Raw genomic sequence first — 15,754 nt, forward strand, 5'->3', positions numbered from 1 at the left:
GGGAGGATTTGCCTTTAATTATAACAACCTCGAATCACTAAACGAGTTATTATTTAGAATGAAGATTATTTTTTACTTCTTCACAAAGGATGAATCCGTTTTGATCAAAATGGATTCATTTTATTTTCATAAAATCCGGGTTTGTGAGGTGTTTTTGATCAAGTTATTCCCCCTAAACCACTACTGTTATTTAGTTGGCAACTGAAAGGAAAATAAGGGAATAAGAACGGAGGACATTCAATCCAAAATCAATAGAATTTCGGGGCGGATCCAATCGGATTTCGCCTTTTTCTTTTGTTCCATATAGATTCAGTCCATTCGTGTTACTTCTAATTGCAATTCAGTTGTTTTTCATGCTGAGGATACCTTATGGACGAACTTAGTTCTAATCCCTTAAAAGAGGGGATGACAGGTAAATCAATGGTAACACTTATTTCATGGGTTCGGAAATTGAGTTAATACAGTTTGGCATGATTCTTGCTTCAAATAAAGATGTGCGAAAGGAGCGTAACAATGAAAAAAGGAAAAGTGACTGGTTTCATCCATAACGGGATTACTGTGAAAAATTTGGAGGATGCTCTTGGTTTTTATGTGGATTTGTTAGGTTTTAACCTTTTATCAACTCAAGTAGCCAATAGTGACTATATTTTCGACATTGTTGAAATACCTGGTTTAAAAGAGATTAAAATTGCCTTTGTGGAGATCCCAGGTGGACAAGTGATAGAGATTCTAGAGTATGTAGGGATTGAAACATATCCGGGAAGTGCACGATCTTGTGACTATGGAACTGGACACATTTGCTTGAGAGTTGAAAATCTAGAGTCTCTGTATGAAGAGTTGAAGGAAAAAGGAGTTAAATTTAAATCCGAAAAGGTGGCTCATATTACTGCTGGTACGAACAAAGGTTCAAAGGCTGTTTATATGCTTGACCCAGACGGATATATTATAGAGCTAATGGAAAAACCAGAATAACGCTGAAAAAATTCAATGAGAGGAGAAGAAAAATTGAAAGACTTAAGTGGGAAAAAAGCAATTGTAACGGGCGGAGCTCAAGGTTTAGGTTTAGCGATGGTTGAGGGACTCAGCGAAAATGGTTTAGAAATTTGCATAGTGGACATCTCACCAAAACTAGCTCAAGTCGTAGAGGGTTTAAAGAACAAAGGGTATAAAGTAGAAGGAGTTTCAGCGGACCTTTCCGAGCAAAGCCGCCTTCCGGAAGTCTTTAAGGAGGCTCTTTCCTCATTGGATAATGAAATTGATATTTTGGTCAATAGTGCTGGAATCCATCATCCGATGCCGGCAATGGAGTTACCTGCAGAGAGTTTTCAAAAGATATTGGATGTAAACGTTACGGCCATGTTCCAATTATGTCGGCTTGCAGCTAACGAAATGAAAAAGAGGGGCAAAGGCAAGATTATTAATATCGCTTCAGTTTTGGGGACATTTGGCGGATTTAACGCTTCTGCCTATTCGGCGAGTAAAGGAGCAGTGGTTCAACTGACGAAGTCACTGTCGAACGAGTGGGCGGCAGCCGGCATAAATGTTAATGCAGTTGCACCAGGATACTATGAGACAGAATTGAATCGTCATATTCTTGGGGACAAAGAAAGATATGACTCTTTAGTGAGCCGTATACCAATGGGGCGTTTCGGGCAGCCTCAAGAACTGGCGGGGATAGTTGAATTTCTTTCTTCGGATAAATCTAACTATATTAGTGGGGCTGTTATTCCGGTAGATGGTGGGTTCTTAGGCAGATAAAGAGTAGGAATGAATTTTTCATTCTTAAGGAAAACAGTCCAACCTGATCAAGAACTGCTAATGCTTATATTAGCAGTTTTTACTTGTATTTTTACATCAATGTTGTAAAAATGCATCAAAACATGATGAAATACTAACCATATGATCGGCAATTAAATAGAAATCAATTATGGCATAGTTTTTGCATTGTATTTTAAAGATAAATAAACAATGGCAGAAGAAGGTGAAATTAGATTTTAAAATTTAAATGATGTGGAAGCGAATACATGAAATGGATTTATTCAAATTTATTCAATCAAGCAATCGCGTTAATTTGAAGAATTGTACTTGCGGTTTATCTAGCAATCTTGATATTGACCTGCTTTGACGGGTCAAAAAGGGGGATTAAGGTGAAAAAATTAAGAATAAAGCCGATCTTGTTATCATTATGCGCTGTCATTTTAATTCTTTCGGGGTGCGGTACTACTAAAAAGAAGGGCACCGTGGGCGCTAATGGAGAAAAAGTGGTAATCAGAATGGCGAATCTTGTCTCAGATAACAACTTTTTGAATGTAGGTTACAAAAAATTTAAGGAAGTAGCTGAGGAAGAAAGCAATGGGCAAATCGAAGTCCAAATTTACAGTAATGGTACTCTGACGCCGTCAGAAGATATAGAATATGAAATGCTGCAGACGGGAGTAATAGAAGTTGTGACAAATGCAGCATTTGTCGTTGCGAACAACGCACAAGTGAATTCTTACAATATCTTTGACGTACCTTTTCTATTTTCTGATGAAACAGAGATGTATAAATTAACTGATGGCAAGTATGGGGAGATTTTAAAACGCGATTTAGAAAGCAAATCTAATGCCTACTATCTGGGGGCTTACAGTATCGGCTCCTTTGCGATTGCTAACAACAAAAGGGAAGTACACGAACCTAAAGATTTAAAAGGCTTGAAAATTAGAAGCACAACGACACCTCTTCAATCGGGAACAATATCTGCTATGGGAGCAAATCCTACCCCGATTTCTTATGGAGAGATTTTCACATCTTTGCAGCAAGGTACAATTGATGGTGTACAAACAACCACACCACTAATATATGCTGATAGATTCTATGAGGCGGCTGATTATTTAACACTTACAAGGCATTTTCCACTACCTCATATTATGATGATCAATAAAGATTTTTACGATAGCTTAACAGATGAACTGAAGGCGGTAGTCGATAAAGCTGCGTCAGAACAAATCGCCTATGCCAGAGAATTAGCAGTTAAAGCTGAAAAAGAAGCAATTGATTCGATGAAAGAACAAGGGGTGCATGTTGTTGAACCGACGGAGGAGGAACTGGATTTATTTAAGAAAGCGGTTCAACCGGCAATTGACAAGAACATAGATAAAGTAGGATCAGAAAACTATAAAATGGCATTGGAGATTTTAAAGAAGGATAAATAAAATTTGATGAAGATTGAAGGTGAGTGCATGGACAAAAATAAAAGCATCTTTGCGATAGAAGGGCTATTTTGCGTTCTTTTGTTAGTAATAATGACGGTAATCATGTTCATTGAAGTCGTCGGAAGATATGTTTTTGGGACTTCTTTTATGTGGATTGAAGAATTAACAAGATATTTATTCATCTGGCTGACTTTTATCAGCGCTGCCTACGTAACGGCCACACAATCTCATATTAAAATTGAGGCGGCATTAGGCTTGTTTCCAGAGAAGATACAGCCAGTGATTACAACAATAGGCCTAGTTGTTTGGCTAGTCTTTTCTCTAATCATCACATATGTGGGATTTAATTACTCTATTACGATGCTGAAGGTAGGAGGAAATTCGCCGGCAATGGGGTTGGCAAAAGGAATTATTTATCTTGGTATCCCGCTTGGTTATCTGCTCATGTCTATCCGGTTGGCCGTTTTGTTATTTAAAGCACGTCCCAAATTGATAAATAGAGATGTGAAAGAATAGGGGGGGATATCCATGGGCACAGTTACGCTTATGTTGTTCATTATTTTGCTAGTTTTAGTCATTCTTCAGGTGCCGATTGCCATCGCATTAGCTGCGGCAAGTCTCCTGGTAGTTATTATTGAAGGTTCGGTTCCGCTCACGCTTTTTATTCAGACATCCTTCAGTTCAATGGATTCGTTCCCTTTAATTGCGATTCCGTTCTTCATCCTGGCGGGTGATATTATGAGTAAAGGAGGAATGGCAAGAAGACTTGTCGAGTTTATTCAAAGCTTTGTTGGTTCTTTGACAGGAAGCTTAGGGGTTATTACGATAATTGCCAGCTTTATTTTTGCTGCTATTTCAGGATCTGGAGCAGCTACAGTTGCTAGTATCGGAGCTATTCTTATTCCATATATGTTGAAAAACGGCTATGCTCCTGGTTATGCCGCTTCGTTGGCTGCGAGTGCTGGTGGGTTGGGGCCGATTGTCCCGCCAAGTATCGTGTTTATTCTTTACGGCGTGATGTCCGGCACTTCCATCAGTGATCTGTTTATTTCCGGGATTATTCCTGGCATCTTAGTTGCTATTGCGTTGGTCATTGTTAACTTTATTATTTGTAAAAAAGAAGGATTTGGCCGTAACGAAGAAAAAGCGGTATTGGAAGCTGCGGCTTCTTCTGTAGAAAAAGAAAAAGTAAGTTTCTGGAAAGCTCTTAACGATGCAAAATGGGCACTTCTGGCGCCTGTTCTAATTCTTGGCGGAATTTACGGAGGGATTGTCACGCCTACTGAAGCAGCAGTTGTTGCTGTTGTTTATAGTCTAATCGTATGTATTTTCTTATATAAGGAAGTTACTCTGAGCGGTTGTTTGGAAATATTTTTGCAATCAGCCCGTACATCAGGGTCTATATTGATATTTGTTAGTGCCGCTTCTTTTTTCGGACAGGTCCTATCTATCGAAAGAATACCACAATTTTTGGCTGAAGCCATATCAAACCTGACAACCAATCCGCTGATTATACTATTGCTGATTAATATCTTTTTATTGATTGTCGGCATGTTTATGGAGACGGTAGCGGCCGTTTTAATATTCGTACCTCTTTTACTGCCTATTGTACTACCTTTAGGCATTGATCCGATTCACTTTGGAATGGTTGTTTGTCTGAATCTGAGTTTGGGATTGATTACCCCGCCATTAGGAATCAATTTATTTATCGGCAGTAATATCGCAAATATTCCATTTGAAAGAACGTTTAAATATGTACTGCCGATTTTTGGTGCATTGTTAATTGTATTATTAATTATTACGTATGTACCTTCCATTACGTTGTTCCTTCCGAATTTAATTGGAGGTTAAAAAGGCAAGCACCGCCAATTGTCGGCGATGCTTGCTTTTACTTCTCAATTTTGTACTTTTTCATTTTTCTGACCAGAGTCGATTGGTCCACCTTCAATGCAGTAGCTGCTTTTCTAATGCTGGGAAAGTTTTTAACAACTTCCCGGATAATTTGCGCTTCGTATTCTTCTACATAGCTTTTCAATGGCTGCACTTGAAGACCGACTGTAAAAGAGTCAGAAGTCTTATCCTTTACTTCTGGTTTCAAATCATTATTAAATTGCAGCTCTTTTTTTAAATCATCAATCCCAATTTCAGGATTTAGGCTCATCAAGGCTACTCTTTCCACTATGTTTTGTAATTCGCGAACATTTCCGGGCCATTCAAAATGTAGAAAAGCATTTAATGCTTCATTTGTAAATTTGCGGTTGATACCATATTGTTGATTCGTCTTATTTAAAAAGTGGAAAATTAATGGAATAATATCATCTTTTCTCTCTTTTAATGGAGGTATTTTAATTGGAATGATATTTAAACGGTAGTATAGATCCTCTCTGAATGTCCCTTGGGCTATCATTTCAGATAAATCACGGTGAGTTGCCGCAATAACCCGTATATTAACAGGGATGGGCTTGGTTCCTCCTACTCTTGTAATTTCATGTTCTTGTAAAACCCGCAAAAGTTTAACTTGTAAAGGAAGAGGCATCTCACCAATTTCATCTAAGAAGATCGTGCCATGATTTGAGGCTTCAAATAACCCAGCTTTTCCTTTTTTATTAGCCCCGGTAAAAGAGCCGGATTCATAACCAAATAGTTCAGATTCCAATAGTGATTCAGGTATTGCCCCGCAATTAATCTTTATTAAAGGGTGATCCTTTCTGACACTATGGCTGTGAATCAATTCCACAATTTTTTCTTTACCTACCCCGGAAGCCCCTTGGATAAGAACCCCTGAATCAATTTGGGCTACTCTTAAAGCCCTGTCCAAAACGTCTTTCATGACATCTGAATGGGCAATCAGCGACAGCTTTGGATCGCTCTGTTCTTTCAGCAACTCTAATTCCTGATGTATCTGTTGATTTTGCTGCTCTAAATGATGAATTTCTGATTCAAGAGAATTTAATTGCGTTAAATCCCTGACATTGTTTACCACTTTTTCAATTTCACCATCCCTGTTACGAATGGGAACAGCAGAAACAAGGACAGTAGCGCCAGTATTTATTTTTTGGATGATCGTGACAGCTTTGTTTTCGTTCAATGCTTTCAAAGAAGCTGAAGCATCAATTACTCCTTCCTCCTCAAGCTCCTTTAAGCTGCGGCCAATACAGTCTTTTGTAGACAAACCAGTGATTTGCTCATAGGAAGGGTTTTGGTGAATAATAATTCCTTCTTTATCGGAAATAACGATGCCGTCAAAAGATGAATTTATGACTTCATTCAATTCATTTCTCAGACTTTGCAAGGTATCTTTCTCTTTTTCCAGCCTTACTAATTGGTCAATCGGCTGAATTAAGACAACCATTTGATTGTTATGAGGAAAAGCCATAAATTCTGCAGGAAAATTCAATAAACAAAAGGACTGTGCTCCTTTTAATACTGTTTTAATAATGGAATCAAAATAGTATCTGTACTTTTGAGCTAATGGGTTCGAGTATAAAATATCACCATGTTTGCTTAACGTGAGAACACCAATGATATTGATTTTGGGCAGCAGATTATCCATAAACTCTCCTCCTTCTGAAAAAACGATGATTTTTTGCATCGGTTCATCAATTATACATCAGTTTACCAAATAAACATACAAATAATCGCTAAAGTGCCGGGCTAAAAATTGGCATGATAATTGCAATATAGATTAATTGTAGGAGTTATTATGTGTAAATATAGGAGGTACGTTATGTCCAACTTAAAAATATCTTCTTATTCAAAAGAAGAATTACAATCTATGCTGCACGATATGATGTTGATTAGAAGATTTGAAGAAACCTTGAAGAAACTTTATCAGCAAGGGGAAATCCATGGAACCATGCATTTATGCATCGGACAAGAAGCAACGGCTGTTGGCGCATGTGTCCCTTTGACTAATGAAGATAAAATCACAAGTACTCATCGGGGGCATGGCCATAGTATTGCAAAAGGGACGGATGTCAAAAAAATGATGGCTGAGCTGCTGGCCAAAGAAACGGGATATTGTAAAGGAAAAGGTGGATCCATGCATATTGCGGATCTTGATGTGGGGAATCTTGGAGCAAACGGCATTGTAGCAGCCGGATTACCATTAGGTACAGGCGCGGCATTAACGTCCAAAATGAAAGAGCTGGGATATGTTGTTTTATGTTTCTTTGGAGATGGTGCGACTAATGAAGGTGCCTTTCATGAGTCATTAAATCTTGCTTCAGTCTGGGATCTTCCTATTATTTTCTTTTGTGAGAACAATCTGTACGGCATGTCGGGCTCTATAAAAGAAATGACAAATATAGAAAATATAGCGGATCGCGGTGTTGCATATGGTATACCTAGTGAAATCATAAATGGAAATAATGTATTAGAAGTTGTGGAAGCAACAACAAAAGCAGTGGAGAGGGCAAGAAACGGAAAAGGCCCAACTTTAATAGAGGCCCATACTTATAGATGGGAAGGCCACTCCCGCAGTGATGCCAGAAAATATAGAACGAGAGATGAAGAGAAAGAGTGGAAAAAACTTCGGGATCCGATTTCTTTATTTAAAGAACAATTAATCAATGAAAATATGATGACGGAAGAAGAATTTATCGAATTAGATAAAAAAGTTCAAGCTGAGATGGATGAAGCAGTTGAATTTGCAAAAAACAGCAACGAGCCAAGTTTGGAAACTTTAACAACCGATATTTATGCATAAGCGAAAGGTGATGAAAAAAGTGAGACAGATTACTTATTCAGAAGCAATCAAAGAAGCCATGTGCCAAGAAATGAGAAAGAATGACGATGTTTTTATTATGGGTGAAGATATCGGGGTCTATGGAGGTGCCTTTGGTTTAACAAACGGAATGATCGAGGAATTCGGGCCTGAACGAGTTAGAAACACCCCTATTTCTGAAGCGGCCATCAGCGGGTGTGCAGTCGGAGCTGCGATGACAGGTATGAGACCGATTCTTGAAATTCAATTCTCTGATTTTATCGTGATTGCTATGGACAATATCGTTAATCAGGCGGCAAAAATGCGGTATATGTTTGGAGGAAAAGCGAAAGTTCCTCTTGTTGTGCGTCTCCCGAGTGGTTCCGGTGCAGGGTTTGCTGCTCAGCATTCTCAAAGCCTGGAAGCTTGGATGACCCATATTCCTGGCTTAAAAGTAGTTCAGCCATCGTCAGCATATGATGCGAAAGGTTTAATGAAAGCTGCTATTAAAGACGACAACACCGTACTCTTCTATGAGCATAAACTTCTTTACAATGCTAAAGGAGAGGTGCCGGAAGAAGATTATGAAATTCCATTGGGTGAAGCGGACGTCAAAAGGGATGGAACAGATATAACCATTATAGCAACCGGTATAATGGTCAGCCGATCTCTCGAAGCAGCAAAGCAGCTTGAAGAGGAAGGGATAAGCGTGGAAATAATCGATCCCCGTACGTTAGTGCCGCTTGATACAAAAACAATTTTGGAATCAGTGAAGAAGACAAGCCGTGTACTAGTTGTATATGAAGCAGTGAAAAGGGGCGGTTATGGAGCAGAAATCGCAAGTATGATTGCTGAAAGTGACGTGTTCGATTATTTGGATGCCCCAATTAGACGCTTAGGCGGGGTAGCTACACCAATTCCATATAATCCGAAATTGGAACAGGCAGCGGTCCCGCAAATAGATGATATTGTACAGGAATGCAGAAAGATAATGAATAAGTAAGGAGGCGAAGTCATGGCATCAGAGGTAGTCATGCCTAAAATGGGCGCAACAATGGAAGAAGGTACCATTGTCGCCTGGTTGGTTCAAGTAGGAGAAGCGGTTGAAGAAGGAGACCCGATTGCCGAAGTACAGACAGATAAAATTACTTTGGAAATTGAAGCAGAAACAGCAGGCGTTTTGCTGAAAACATTATATGATACAGGGACGACTGTCCAGGTTCATGAGGTGATTGCTTATTTGGGTGAGGAAGGTGAAAAAGTCGAAAGCTTGGCAGGCAAGGAACAAAGTACACAAGATCCATTAAGTGAAGAGCAACACCCATCTACAGGAGTAGCTATTGCTGAAGAAAACTCAGTAAAACCGGGAGAAAAGATCAGAAGAACACCGGCTGCAAGAAAACTGGCCGAAGATAACCAGGTTAATTTAAAGGATGTTATTGGTTCAGGACCACTTGGTCGAATTCAAAAAATAGATGTTGAAAACTATTTAGTGGAAAATAAGAAAAAAATCACACCGCTGGCTAAAAAAATCGCTAAGGACCAGGGGATTGATCTTCGAGATGTACAAGGAACAAGACCTAGGGGCAAAATTGTAAAAGATGATCTAATAGCTTTGAGCTCTGAGAACAGCATAGAAGAACAGCCTGCAGACATTCAAGCCGCTAGACGTGTTCCTTTTAAAGATATGAGAAAAGTAATAGCTGATAGAATTAGCGAAAGTGCCTTTACCGCTCCGCATGTAACGCTTGTATCAGAAATTGATATGACAAAATGTGTGTCTCTTCGTAAGGATCTATTGACGGTTATTGAAAAGATGGAAGGGCTGAGAATTTCCTTTAATGAAATTTTAATGAAAGCGGTAGCTCTTACGTTAAGTCAACAACCAGGCATTAATATTTCTTTAGAAGGAGAAGAGATCGTCTATCATTCAGATATTCATATCGGAATGGCAGTAGCTGTACCGGATGGCTTGGTTGTACCTGTTCTTAGGAATGTCGATCAAAAAGGATTAGCGGCCCTTACAAAAGAAGCTAAAGATTTGGGCAAAAAGGCTCGAGAAGGCAAACTGTCTCCTGATGACATGCATGGCAGCACCTTTACTGTTAGCAATTTAGGGATGTATGCCATTGATGAATTTACACCGATCATTAATGCTCCAAATGCAGCTATCCTGGGAATTGGACGGATTCAAGATAAACCGGTTATTTTAAACGGTGAAGTGGCTGTCCGTTCGATGATGAAAGTGAGTCTATCCTTTGACCATCGAATTATTGATGGGGCACCTGCAGCCGCCTTCTTGACCGAATTGAAAGATACATTGGAAAATCCATACAAATTGATGGTATAAGGTGGTGACCGTATGAGTTTTTATGATGTGATAATTGTTGGCGGTGGTCCAGGAGGCTATGTCGCCGCACTAAGAGCAGCGAAAAGTGGAAAAAGGACAGCACTTGTAGAAGCTGATTATTTAGGAGGTACCTGTCTAAATAGGGGATGTATCCCTTCTAAAACTTTATTAAAGCATGCTGAAATTATCGAAAGTATTGAGAAAGCGAAAAGCTGGGGAATCAAAGCAGGTGATCTAGACTTTTCGCTGGAAGAGATGTTTGAGCATAAAGACCAAGTCATCGCTACTTTGAGAAACGGCATTGAACATTTATTAAATGCTGGAAAAATCGATGTTTATTATGGTATGGGGACTATCCATCACGATAAAAAGGTGACAGTAAAAACGGAAAGTGAAACAACACAAATTAGCGGAGAGAAAATCATCATTGCCACCGGAAGCCAGCCCGCTGTACCTCCGATTGAAGGGCTGGAGGCTGTACATTATCAAACAACAGATACAATCTTTAATATTGAGAAGATTCCTCAGTCGATCGTGATTATCGGCGGTGGCGTTATCGGAGTAGAGTTTGCGAATATTTTTTCCAGCTTGAGGACACAGGTTACGATTATTGAACTTGGGGACAGGATCATACCTACGGAGGATCAAGACGCCTCAAAAGAATTGCTGAACCACTTAAAGAGGAAGGGTGTCAAAGTTTTAACGAAACACCAAGTTACCTCCATCAAGGAAACGGATAACAGCAAGACAATCAGCATCACATCGGAAAAAGGGGACATAGACACTCTTACAGCCGATGAAGTCCTATTGGCTGTCGGACGACAGCCCAATCTATCAGCGGTTTCAGAGCTGGAGCTTGACATGAATGGCAAATATATTGCAGTAAATAATTATTTGGAAACAAGCAAAGCAGGTTACTTTGCTGTTGGCGATGTAATCGGCGGGCTGCAATTGGCACATGTCGCCAGCGCAGAAGGGCTGACGGCTGTTAAAAACCTTGATGAGAAACAGGAGAAAATGAAATACAATGTCATCCCTCGCTGTATTTATACGAATCCTCAAGTTGCCAGTGTGGGATTGAGTGAAGCAGAGATAAAGAAAAAAGGCATTAGATATAAGGTAAATAAATATTCATTTTCAACTAATGGTAAAGCATTGGCCTCAGGTGAAACGGAAGGTTTTACCAAAGTTTTGGTAGATGAGAAATATGGTGAAATATTAGGTATAGTGATGATAGGTGCCCATGTTACAGAAATGATTAGCCAATCTTCTGCTTTTATGTATTTGGAAGGAACCGTGGATGAACTTGCAGAAATGGTACAACCTCACCCATCTCTTTCAGAAGCATTAATGGAATCTGCAAATGCCCTGATTGGAAAGGGAATCCACACTTAGATCATAGAAAGAGGGCGAAACGATGTTTGATATAACTGGAAAAAAAGCGATAATTACTGGTGGAGCCCAAGGTTTAGGTTTTTCGATGGTTCAGGCTTTTTACCAGGCGGGTGTCGAAGTGGCAGTAATTGATATTTCAGATGGGATATTTGAAATCTGCGATAAATTGGGGGCTGATGCTTCTAAAATCCATACAGTTCAAGCGGATTTGTTAAATATAGAAAGTCTTACAAAGTCATTTGAAGAGGCTTTAAGTAAATTGGGTGGGACTGTAGATATATTAATCAATAGCGCAGGCTTAATCCAAAGAAAACCAGCCTTTGAATTCTCTATAGAGAGCTGGAATAGAATAATGGGATTGAATGTCACTTCCGTTTTCGAACTGTCTCGATTAGCTGCGGTGGAAATGATGAAACAGGGATCGGGAAAAATTATCAATATGGGATCTATTCTTTCAGTATTGGGCGGTTTTAACGCAGCGGCCTACTCAACGAGCAAAGGGGCAATTTTGCAGCTGACGAAATCACTGTCAAATGAGTGGGCAGAACATGGCATTCAAGTGAATGCTATTGCACCAGGATATATGTTAACCACAATGAATACAGATCTTATGAATGATCCAGTAAGATCTCCCCAGATAGAAGCAAGAATTCCTGCCAAAAGATGGGGGACACCTGAGGATGTTGCTGGTGTTGCCATGTTTTTGGCTTCTCCTGCCTCTGACTATGTGACTGGCACCTTAATTCCAGTTGACGGCGGAGTATTGGGCAGATAATTGCAAAGCTTCGCAGAGGACCGCACCTATATAGATGAATTCTATGCAGTTTGAGTAATTGGGCTAAAATTAATACAGAAAGAGTATTAAAGAGGGTACCCCTAGTGTGATGAATAGTTTCATCATACATATGAACTCAAAGTGACCTCGTCCATAAGAGCAGAATCATGTTTATACATTTTACAAACAAAAATGGTTGAATAAATAGGGGACTGATAGGCTATTCTCAGGAAAAGGCCGATCAGTCCCTGTTTAGTCATATATCTACGATATCATCATTAAATTTAAAATTTTAGATGTATAGTGCTTAATCGCGCATTGCTCCGGCCTCTCGTGAAGTCATTGCACCTTGTCCTTCGCTTATATCTTTCTGGATTTCCTGATTTACTTTTTTAGCATCGGTTCCAGCAAATCCTGGTTTCGTTCTAGCATTCAAATTCTTTTTAGCTTGTTGATCTTGTTGCATGTTAGTCCTCCTAGATTTGTTGATTTAACAATTTTAGTATTAACCCAATATGCTCTATATAACCTGACATTTGAGGCTGTTAGCCAGAAGGTTAAATGTCAGCTGCTCAATTGGCCAACAAACGTTCCTAGTAGAACTGCTATTATTTCATGTATGACGCGGAGGTATACATTTTTCGGAATCTGATCATTGATTTGACTAAGCCTGTCCGTGGTTTGTTTAAGTGAATCACCATTCTCGGCTCAAAGGGTATGGTATTGAATCATGATTGATGGAAAGCTCCTCGCCTTCTGCATTGAAGATTCTTAATGTCTTGTTGGTTATGCTGGTTTAGAAAAGACAACTTTTTAGTTAATAGCAAGCATCCTCTAACCGTCTGATGACTTCAATTTGAGTTTTCATCCGCAGTAATTTTCGTCTTTGTGAAAGTATAACCTAACATGCTCTAAGAAGTTTACATTATTAATCGTTCGGAAGCCTCCTTATTCAGCAGAAGCATTTCTTGAATCAGAAAGTATTCGTTTAAAAAATGAAACAAATCCCTGCTTTGTGTGAAATTAGGGATTTTTTCTATGAGGAGGGCTGTACCTAGTCAAAACGTTTTACTTTTTAACTTCATAATGCAATTCAACAAATTGATTAAAATTCCTTGTTCCTTTCAATGAAAGGTCTAATTGATAATCACCCTCTTTAAATAAAGGAATTCCTTTGCCGATTATGGTTGGTGCAATTGTTACGATGAGTTCATCAACTACATTCTCTTTTATAAAAGAATGTAGTAGTTCTCCTCCACCAACAATCCAAATTTTTTTGCCGTGTTGGCTTTTTAGCTCATTAACAAAATCAGTTATATCAGGGCTGACAAATTTTACATCTTCAGTATCTTCAATAGTAGACCTTGTAAACACATAGCATTCTTTATTTTTATATGGAAATTCCTTTAAATCTTGTTTTATTACCCAATCGTAAGTTTTTTTCCCCATTAAAACGGTATCAACCGTATCATAAAACTCCGAATACCCGTTATCCCCTTCACCTTCTACTTTAAATAACCACTCAAGTGACTCCTCTTTTGTAGCTATGTAGCCGTCTAAACTTGATGCAATGAATAAAATGACATTTCGATTTTGAGTCATGAATCTATCTCCTTTCCGTGTCTTTTAAATAAGTATATGATTGAAACACGACATCTCTTGTCATATTAATAAAATTAATTTTTACTTTTATATGAAGGGATAGGTTTTATGAGAGCAGATAGATTAATGAATATTATGATTTTGTTGCAAAATAGGGGGAAAATGACAGCAAAAGAATTGGCTAATGAACTGGAGGTATCAGATAGAACGATCCTTAGAGACATGGATGCATTAAGTAATGCAGGGATACCCATTGTTTCTGATAGGGGAAAAGAGGGAGGATGGCGTCTGTTAGACAACTTTCGCAGTAAATTAAGTGGATTAAACATAGATGACATAAAATCTCTATTCCTTTTCCCTTCAGGAAAATTACTCGAAGACTTAGGGTTAAATATCCAAGCATTAGATACTAGGCAAAAGTTACTTGCAGCCATTCCTGGGACTTTTCGAGATGAAGCACAAGCGATCTGGGAAAGAATTCATATAGATTCGAGCACTTGGCGTCAATCCAAAGAAAAAGTACATGCTCTGAAAACGGTCCAACAAGCAGTTTGGGAAAGTAAAAAGCTAAAAATTTTCTATGAACAGGCCGACGGGGAACAAAAAGAAAGACTGATTGAACCATTAGGATTGGTAGCAAAAGGGAATAGATGGTATCTAGTGGCATCAAGAAATGGAGAACTTCGTAATTACAGGGTATCACGTATACACACAGCAAAGGTTGAAGACGAAACTTTTAAAAGACCGCTTAATTTCAATTTGGCGGATTACTGGGAGCAATCCAAGAAGGAGTTTATACAAAATTTACCCCAATATGATGTACAGGTAGAAATACATCCGGCCATTATTCAAAGAATCAATTTTACAGGCAAGTTTGTTCAATTTATACAAAGAGAAAATCCTAACGAAGATAAATGGATACCAGCGACTTTAAGGTTTAATGATCAGCAAGAGGCTGTCGAGTTCATCTTAGGATTTGCAAATAAAATCAGGGTGATTTCGCCGGAGGAACTTTCCGATAAAGTTGTATCGGCAGCAATGTCCGTAATTGAATTTTATAAAAATAAATAAAAATCTTAACTGTATGTTTATCATGGAGTTAATTCTATCTTAAATGAGGTCATCCCAATCATTATCCACCAATTCTTTAATGTTTTTTTGGCTTAATAAACGGCAGCTTAATCGATTTATATGTATAACGCAATTTTTTATTTAAGTAGAAGTGTTAATCATCGTTATTAATCCAAAAAAGAAAATACAAACGTTATTAATTCTAATCTTCAGTAAGAAATGAAAATACTATTTTACTCGGCTTTTTCTTTTAGAAAAAGTGTAAGGGTTAAATCATCACAGTGTTTTTTTACAGTATGATGGTCGTGAACAATCATCCGCTTAAGGATAGGGTTTTTGAAAAAATCTGTCTTGGAAGCTATCCTCATTTCCGTAAATTTGCGAGTTTAGAAAAACAGATATTAGCACAAGAGGTACTGAATAATGAAGTAGGGATGACTTGTTGTAAGGACGATGTTTTGTAAAGGAAACTCAGAAAATCGTGATTTATGAAATTGTATTACTTTTTATACATAATCGGGCGCGTTTATATTGGAACGCGTCTTTTTGAGATTGGGCCAATAATTGCCTAATACAATAAGATAAAAAATGGATTTAAAACTTCAGTATTTTAACAACAATTTCACGATTTCCGGCAATAGGTATGGAGGGATGTGTTACTT

Annotated in this window: 14 protein-coding genes; 11 read left to right on the forward strand and 3 right to left on the reverse strand. The window is 38.5% G+C overall.

Annotation, left to right across the window (positions count from 1 at the left end; translation table 11 throughout):
• Window positions 1-513 precede the first annotated feature (513 nt).
• The 5 genes from C509_RS0120545 to C509_RS0120565 all read left to right on the forward strand — a co-directional run bounded on the left by C509_RS0120545 (window position 514) and on the right by C509_RS0120565 (window position 5,045).
• Window positions 514-972: a VOC family protein gene (locus C509_RS0120545; protein WP_018708819.1), complete on the forward strand. Its 459-nt coding sequence runs from the start codon at window positions 514-516 to the stop codon at window positions 970-972.
• Window positions 973-1,005: 33 nt separating this feature from the next.
• On the forward strand, window positions 1,006-1,758 hold the full coding sequence (locus C509_RS0120550; RefSeq protein ID WP_018708820.1) for an SDR family NAD(P)-dependent oxidoreductase: 753 nt from the start codon (window positions 1,006-1,008) through the stop codon (window positions 1,756-1,758).
• Between the two features lie 389 nt (window positions 1,759-2,147).
• Entirely contained in the window at window positions 2,148-3,194 is a 1,047-nt protein-coding gene (locus C509_RS0120555) for a TRAP transporter substrate-binding protein (RefSeq protein WP_018708821.1), read from the forward strand.
• A 27-nt stretch (window positions 3,195-3,221) separates the two neighbouring features.
• Window positions 3,222-3,710 carry a TRAP transporter small permease gene (locus C509_RS24360; RefSeq protein ID WP_169509279.1) on the forward strand — a complete coding sequence of 163 codons (489 nt, stop codon included), beginning with the start codon at window positions 3,222-3,224 and terminating at the stop codon, window positions 3,708-3,710.
• A gap of 12 nt (window positions 3,711-3,722) precedes the next feature.
• Entirely contained in the window at window positions 3,723-5,045 is a 1,323-nt protein-coding gene (locus tag C509_RS0120565) for a TRAP transporter large permease (RefSeq protein WP_018708823.1), read from the forward strand.
• 37 nt (window positions 5,046-5,082) lie between these two features.
• Here the strand turns inward: C509_RS0120565 and C509_RS24365 are convergent, their stop codons facing one another.
• On the reverse strand, window positions 5,083-6,747 hold the full coding sequence (locus C509_RS24365) for a sigma-54 interaction domain-containing protein (RefSeq protein ID WP_018708824.1): 1,665 nt from the start codon (window positions 6,745-6,747) through the stop codon (window positions 5,083-5,085).
• Between the two features lie 174 nt (window positions 6,748-6,921).
• Between C509_RS24365 and C509_RS0120575 the strand changes: the two genes are divergently transcribed.
• From C509_RS0120575 to C509_RS0120595, 5 genes are read left to right on the forward strand one after another with little or no spacing between them, the layout of a single operon-like run.
• The gene (locus tag C509_RS0120575; protein ID WP_018708825.1) at window positions 6,922-7,902 is read left to right on the forward strand and encodes a thiamine pyrophosphate-dependent dehydrogenase E1 component subunit alpha; all 981 of its coding nucleotides are present in this window, start codon (window positions 6,922-6,924) and stop codon (window positions 7,900-7,902) included.
• Between the two features lie 19 nt (window positions 7,903-7,921).
• Window positions 7,922-8,902: an alpha-ketoacid dehydrogenase subunit beta gene (locus C509_RS0120580; protein ID WP_018708826.1), complete on the forward strand. Its 981-nt coding sequence runs from the start codon at window positions 7,922-7,924 to the stop codon at window positions 8,900-8,902.
• 12 nt (window positions 8,903-8,914) lie between these two features.
• Complete coding sequence (locus C509_RS0120585; protein WP_018708827.1) at window positions 8,915-10,249, forward strand: dihydrolipoamide acetyltransferase family protein; 1,335 nt, start codon at window positions 8,915-8,917, stop codon at window positions 10,247-10,249.
• Between the two features lie 12 nt (window positions 10,250-10,261).
• Window positions 10,262-11,644, forward strand: a complete 1,383-nt coding sequence (gene lpdA, locus C509_RS0120590; protein ID WP_018708828.1) for a dihydrolipoyl dehydrogenase — start codon at window positions 10,262-10,264, stop codon at window positions 11,642-11,644.
• Between the two features lie 22 nt (window positions 11,645-11,666).
• Window positions 11,667-12,419, forward strand: a complete 753-nt coding sequence (locus tag C509_RS0120595; protein ID WP_018708829.1) for an SDR family NAD(P)-dependent oxidoreductase — start codon at window positions 11,667-11,669, stop codon at window positions 12,417-12,419.
• Window positions 12,420-12,726: 307 nt separating this feature from the next.
• On the opposite strand, the gene C509_RS26640 is transcribed toward C509_RS0120595, so the two are convergent.
• Complete coding sequence (locus C509_RS26640) at window positions 12,727-12,885, reverse strand: hypothetical protein (RefSeq protein ID WP_018708830.1); 159 nt, start codon at window positions 12,883-12,885, stop codon at window positions 12,727-12,729.
• A 602-nt stretch (window positions 12,886-13,487) separates the two neighbouring features.
• Window positions 13,488-14,021, reverse strand: coding sequence for a dihydrofolate reductase family protein (locus tag C509_RS0120605; protein WP_018708831.1), 534 nt, complete (start codon window positions 14,019-14,021; stop codon window positions 13,488-13,490).
• A 108-nt stretch (window positions 14,022-14,129) separates the two neighbouring features.
• Here C509_RS0120605 and C509_RS0120610 point away from each other — a divergent pair, with 108 nt between their 5' ends.
• Window positions 14,130-15,092 (forward strand): helix-turn-helix transcriptional regulator, encoded by a 963-nt coding sequence (locus tag C509_RS0120610; RefSeq protein ID WP_018708832.1) that lies wholly within the window; start codon window positions 14,130-14,132, stop codon window positions 15,090-15,092.
• Window positions 15,093-15,754 lie beyond the last annotated feature (662 nt).

This window comes from Siminovitchia fordii DSM 16014 = CIP 108821, assembly GCF_000374565.1.
Taxonomy (GTDB): domain Bacteria; phylum Bacillota; class Bacilli; order Bacillales; family Bacillaceae_C; genus Siminovitchia; species Siminovitchia fordii.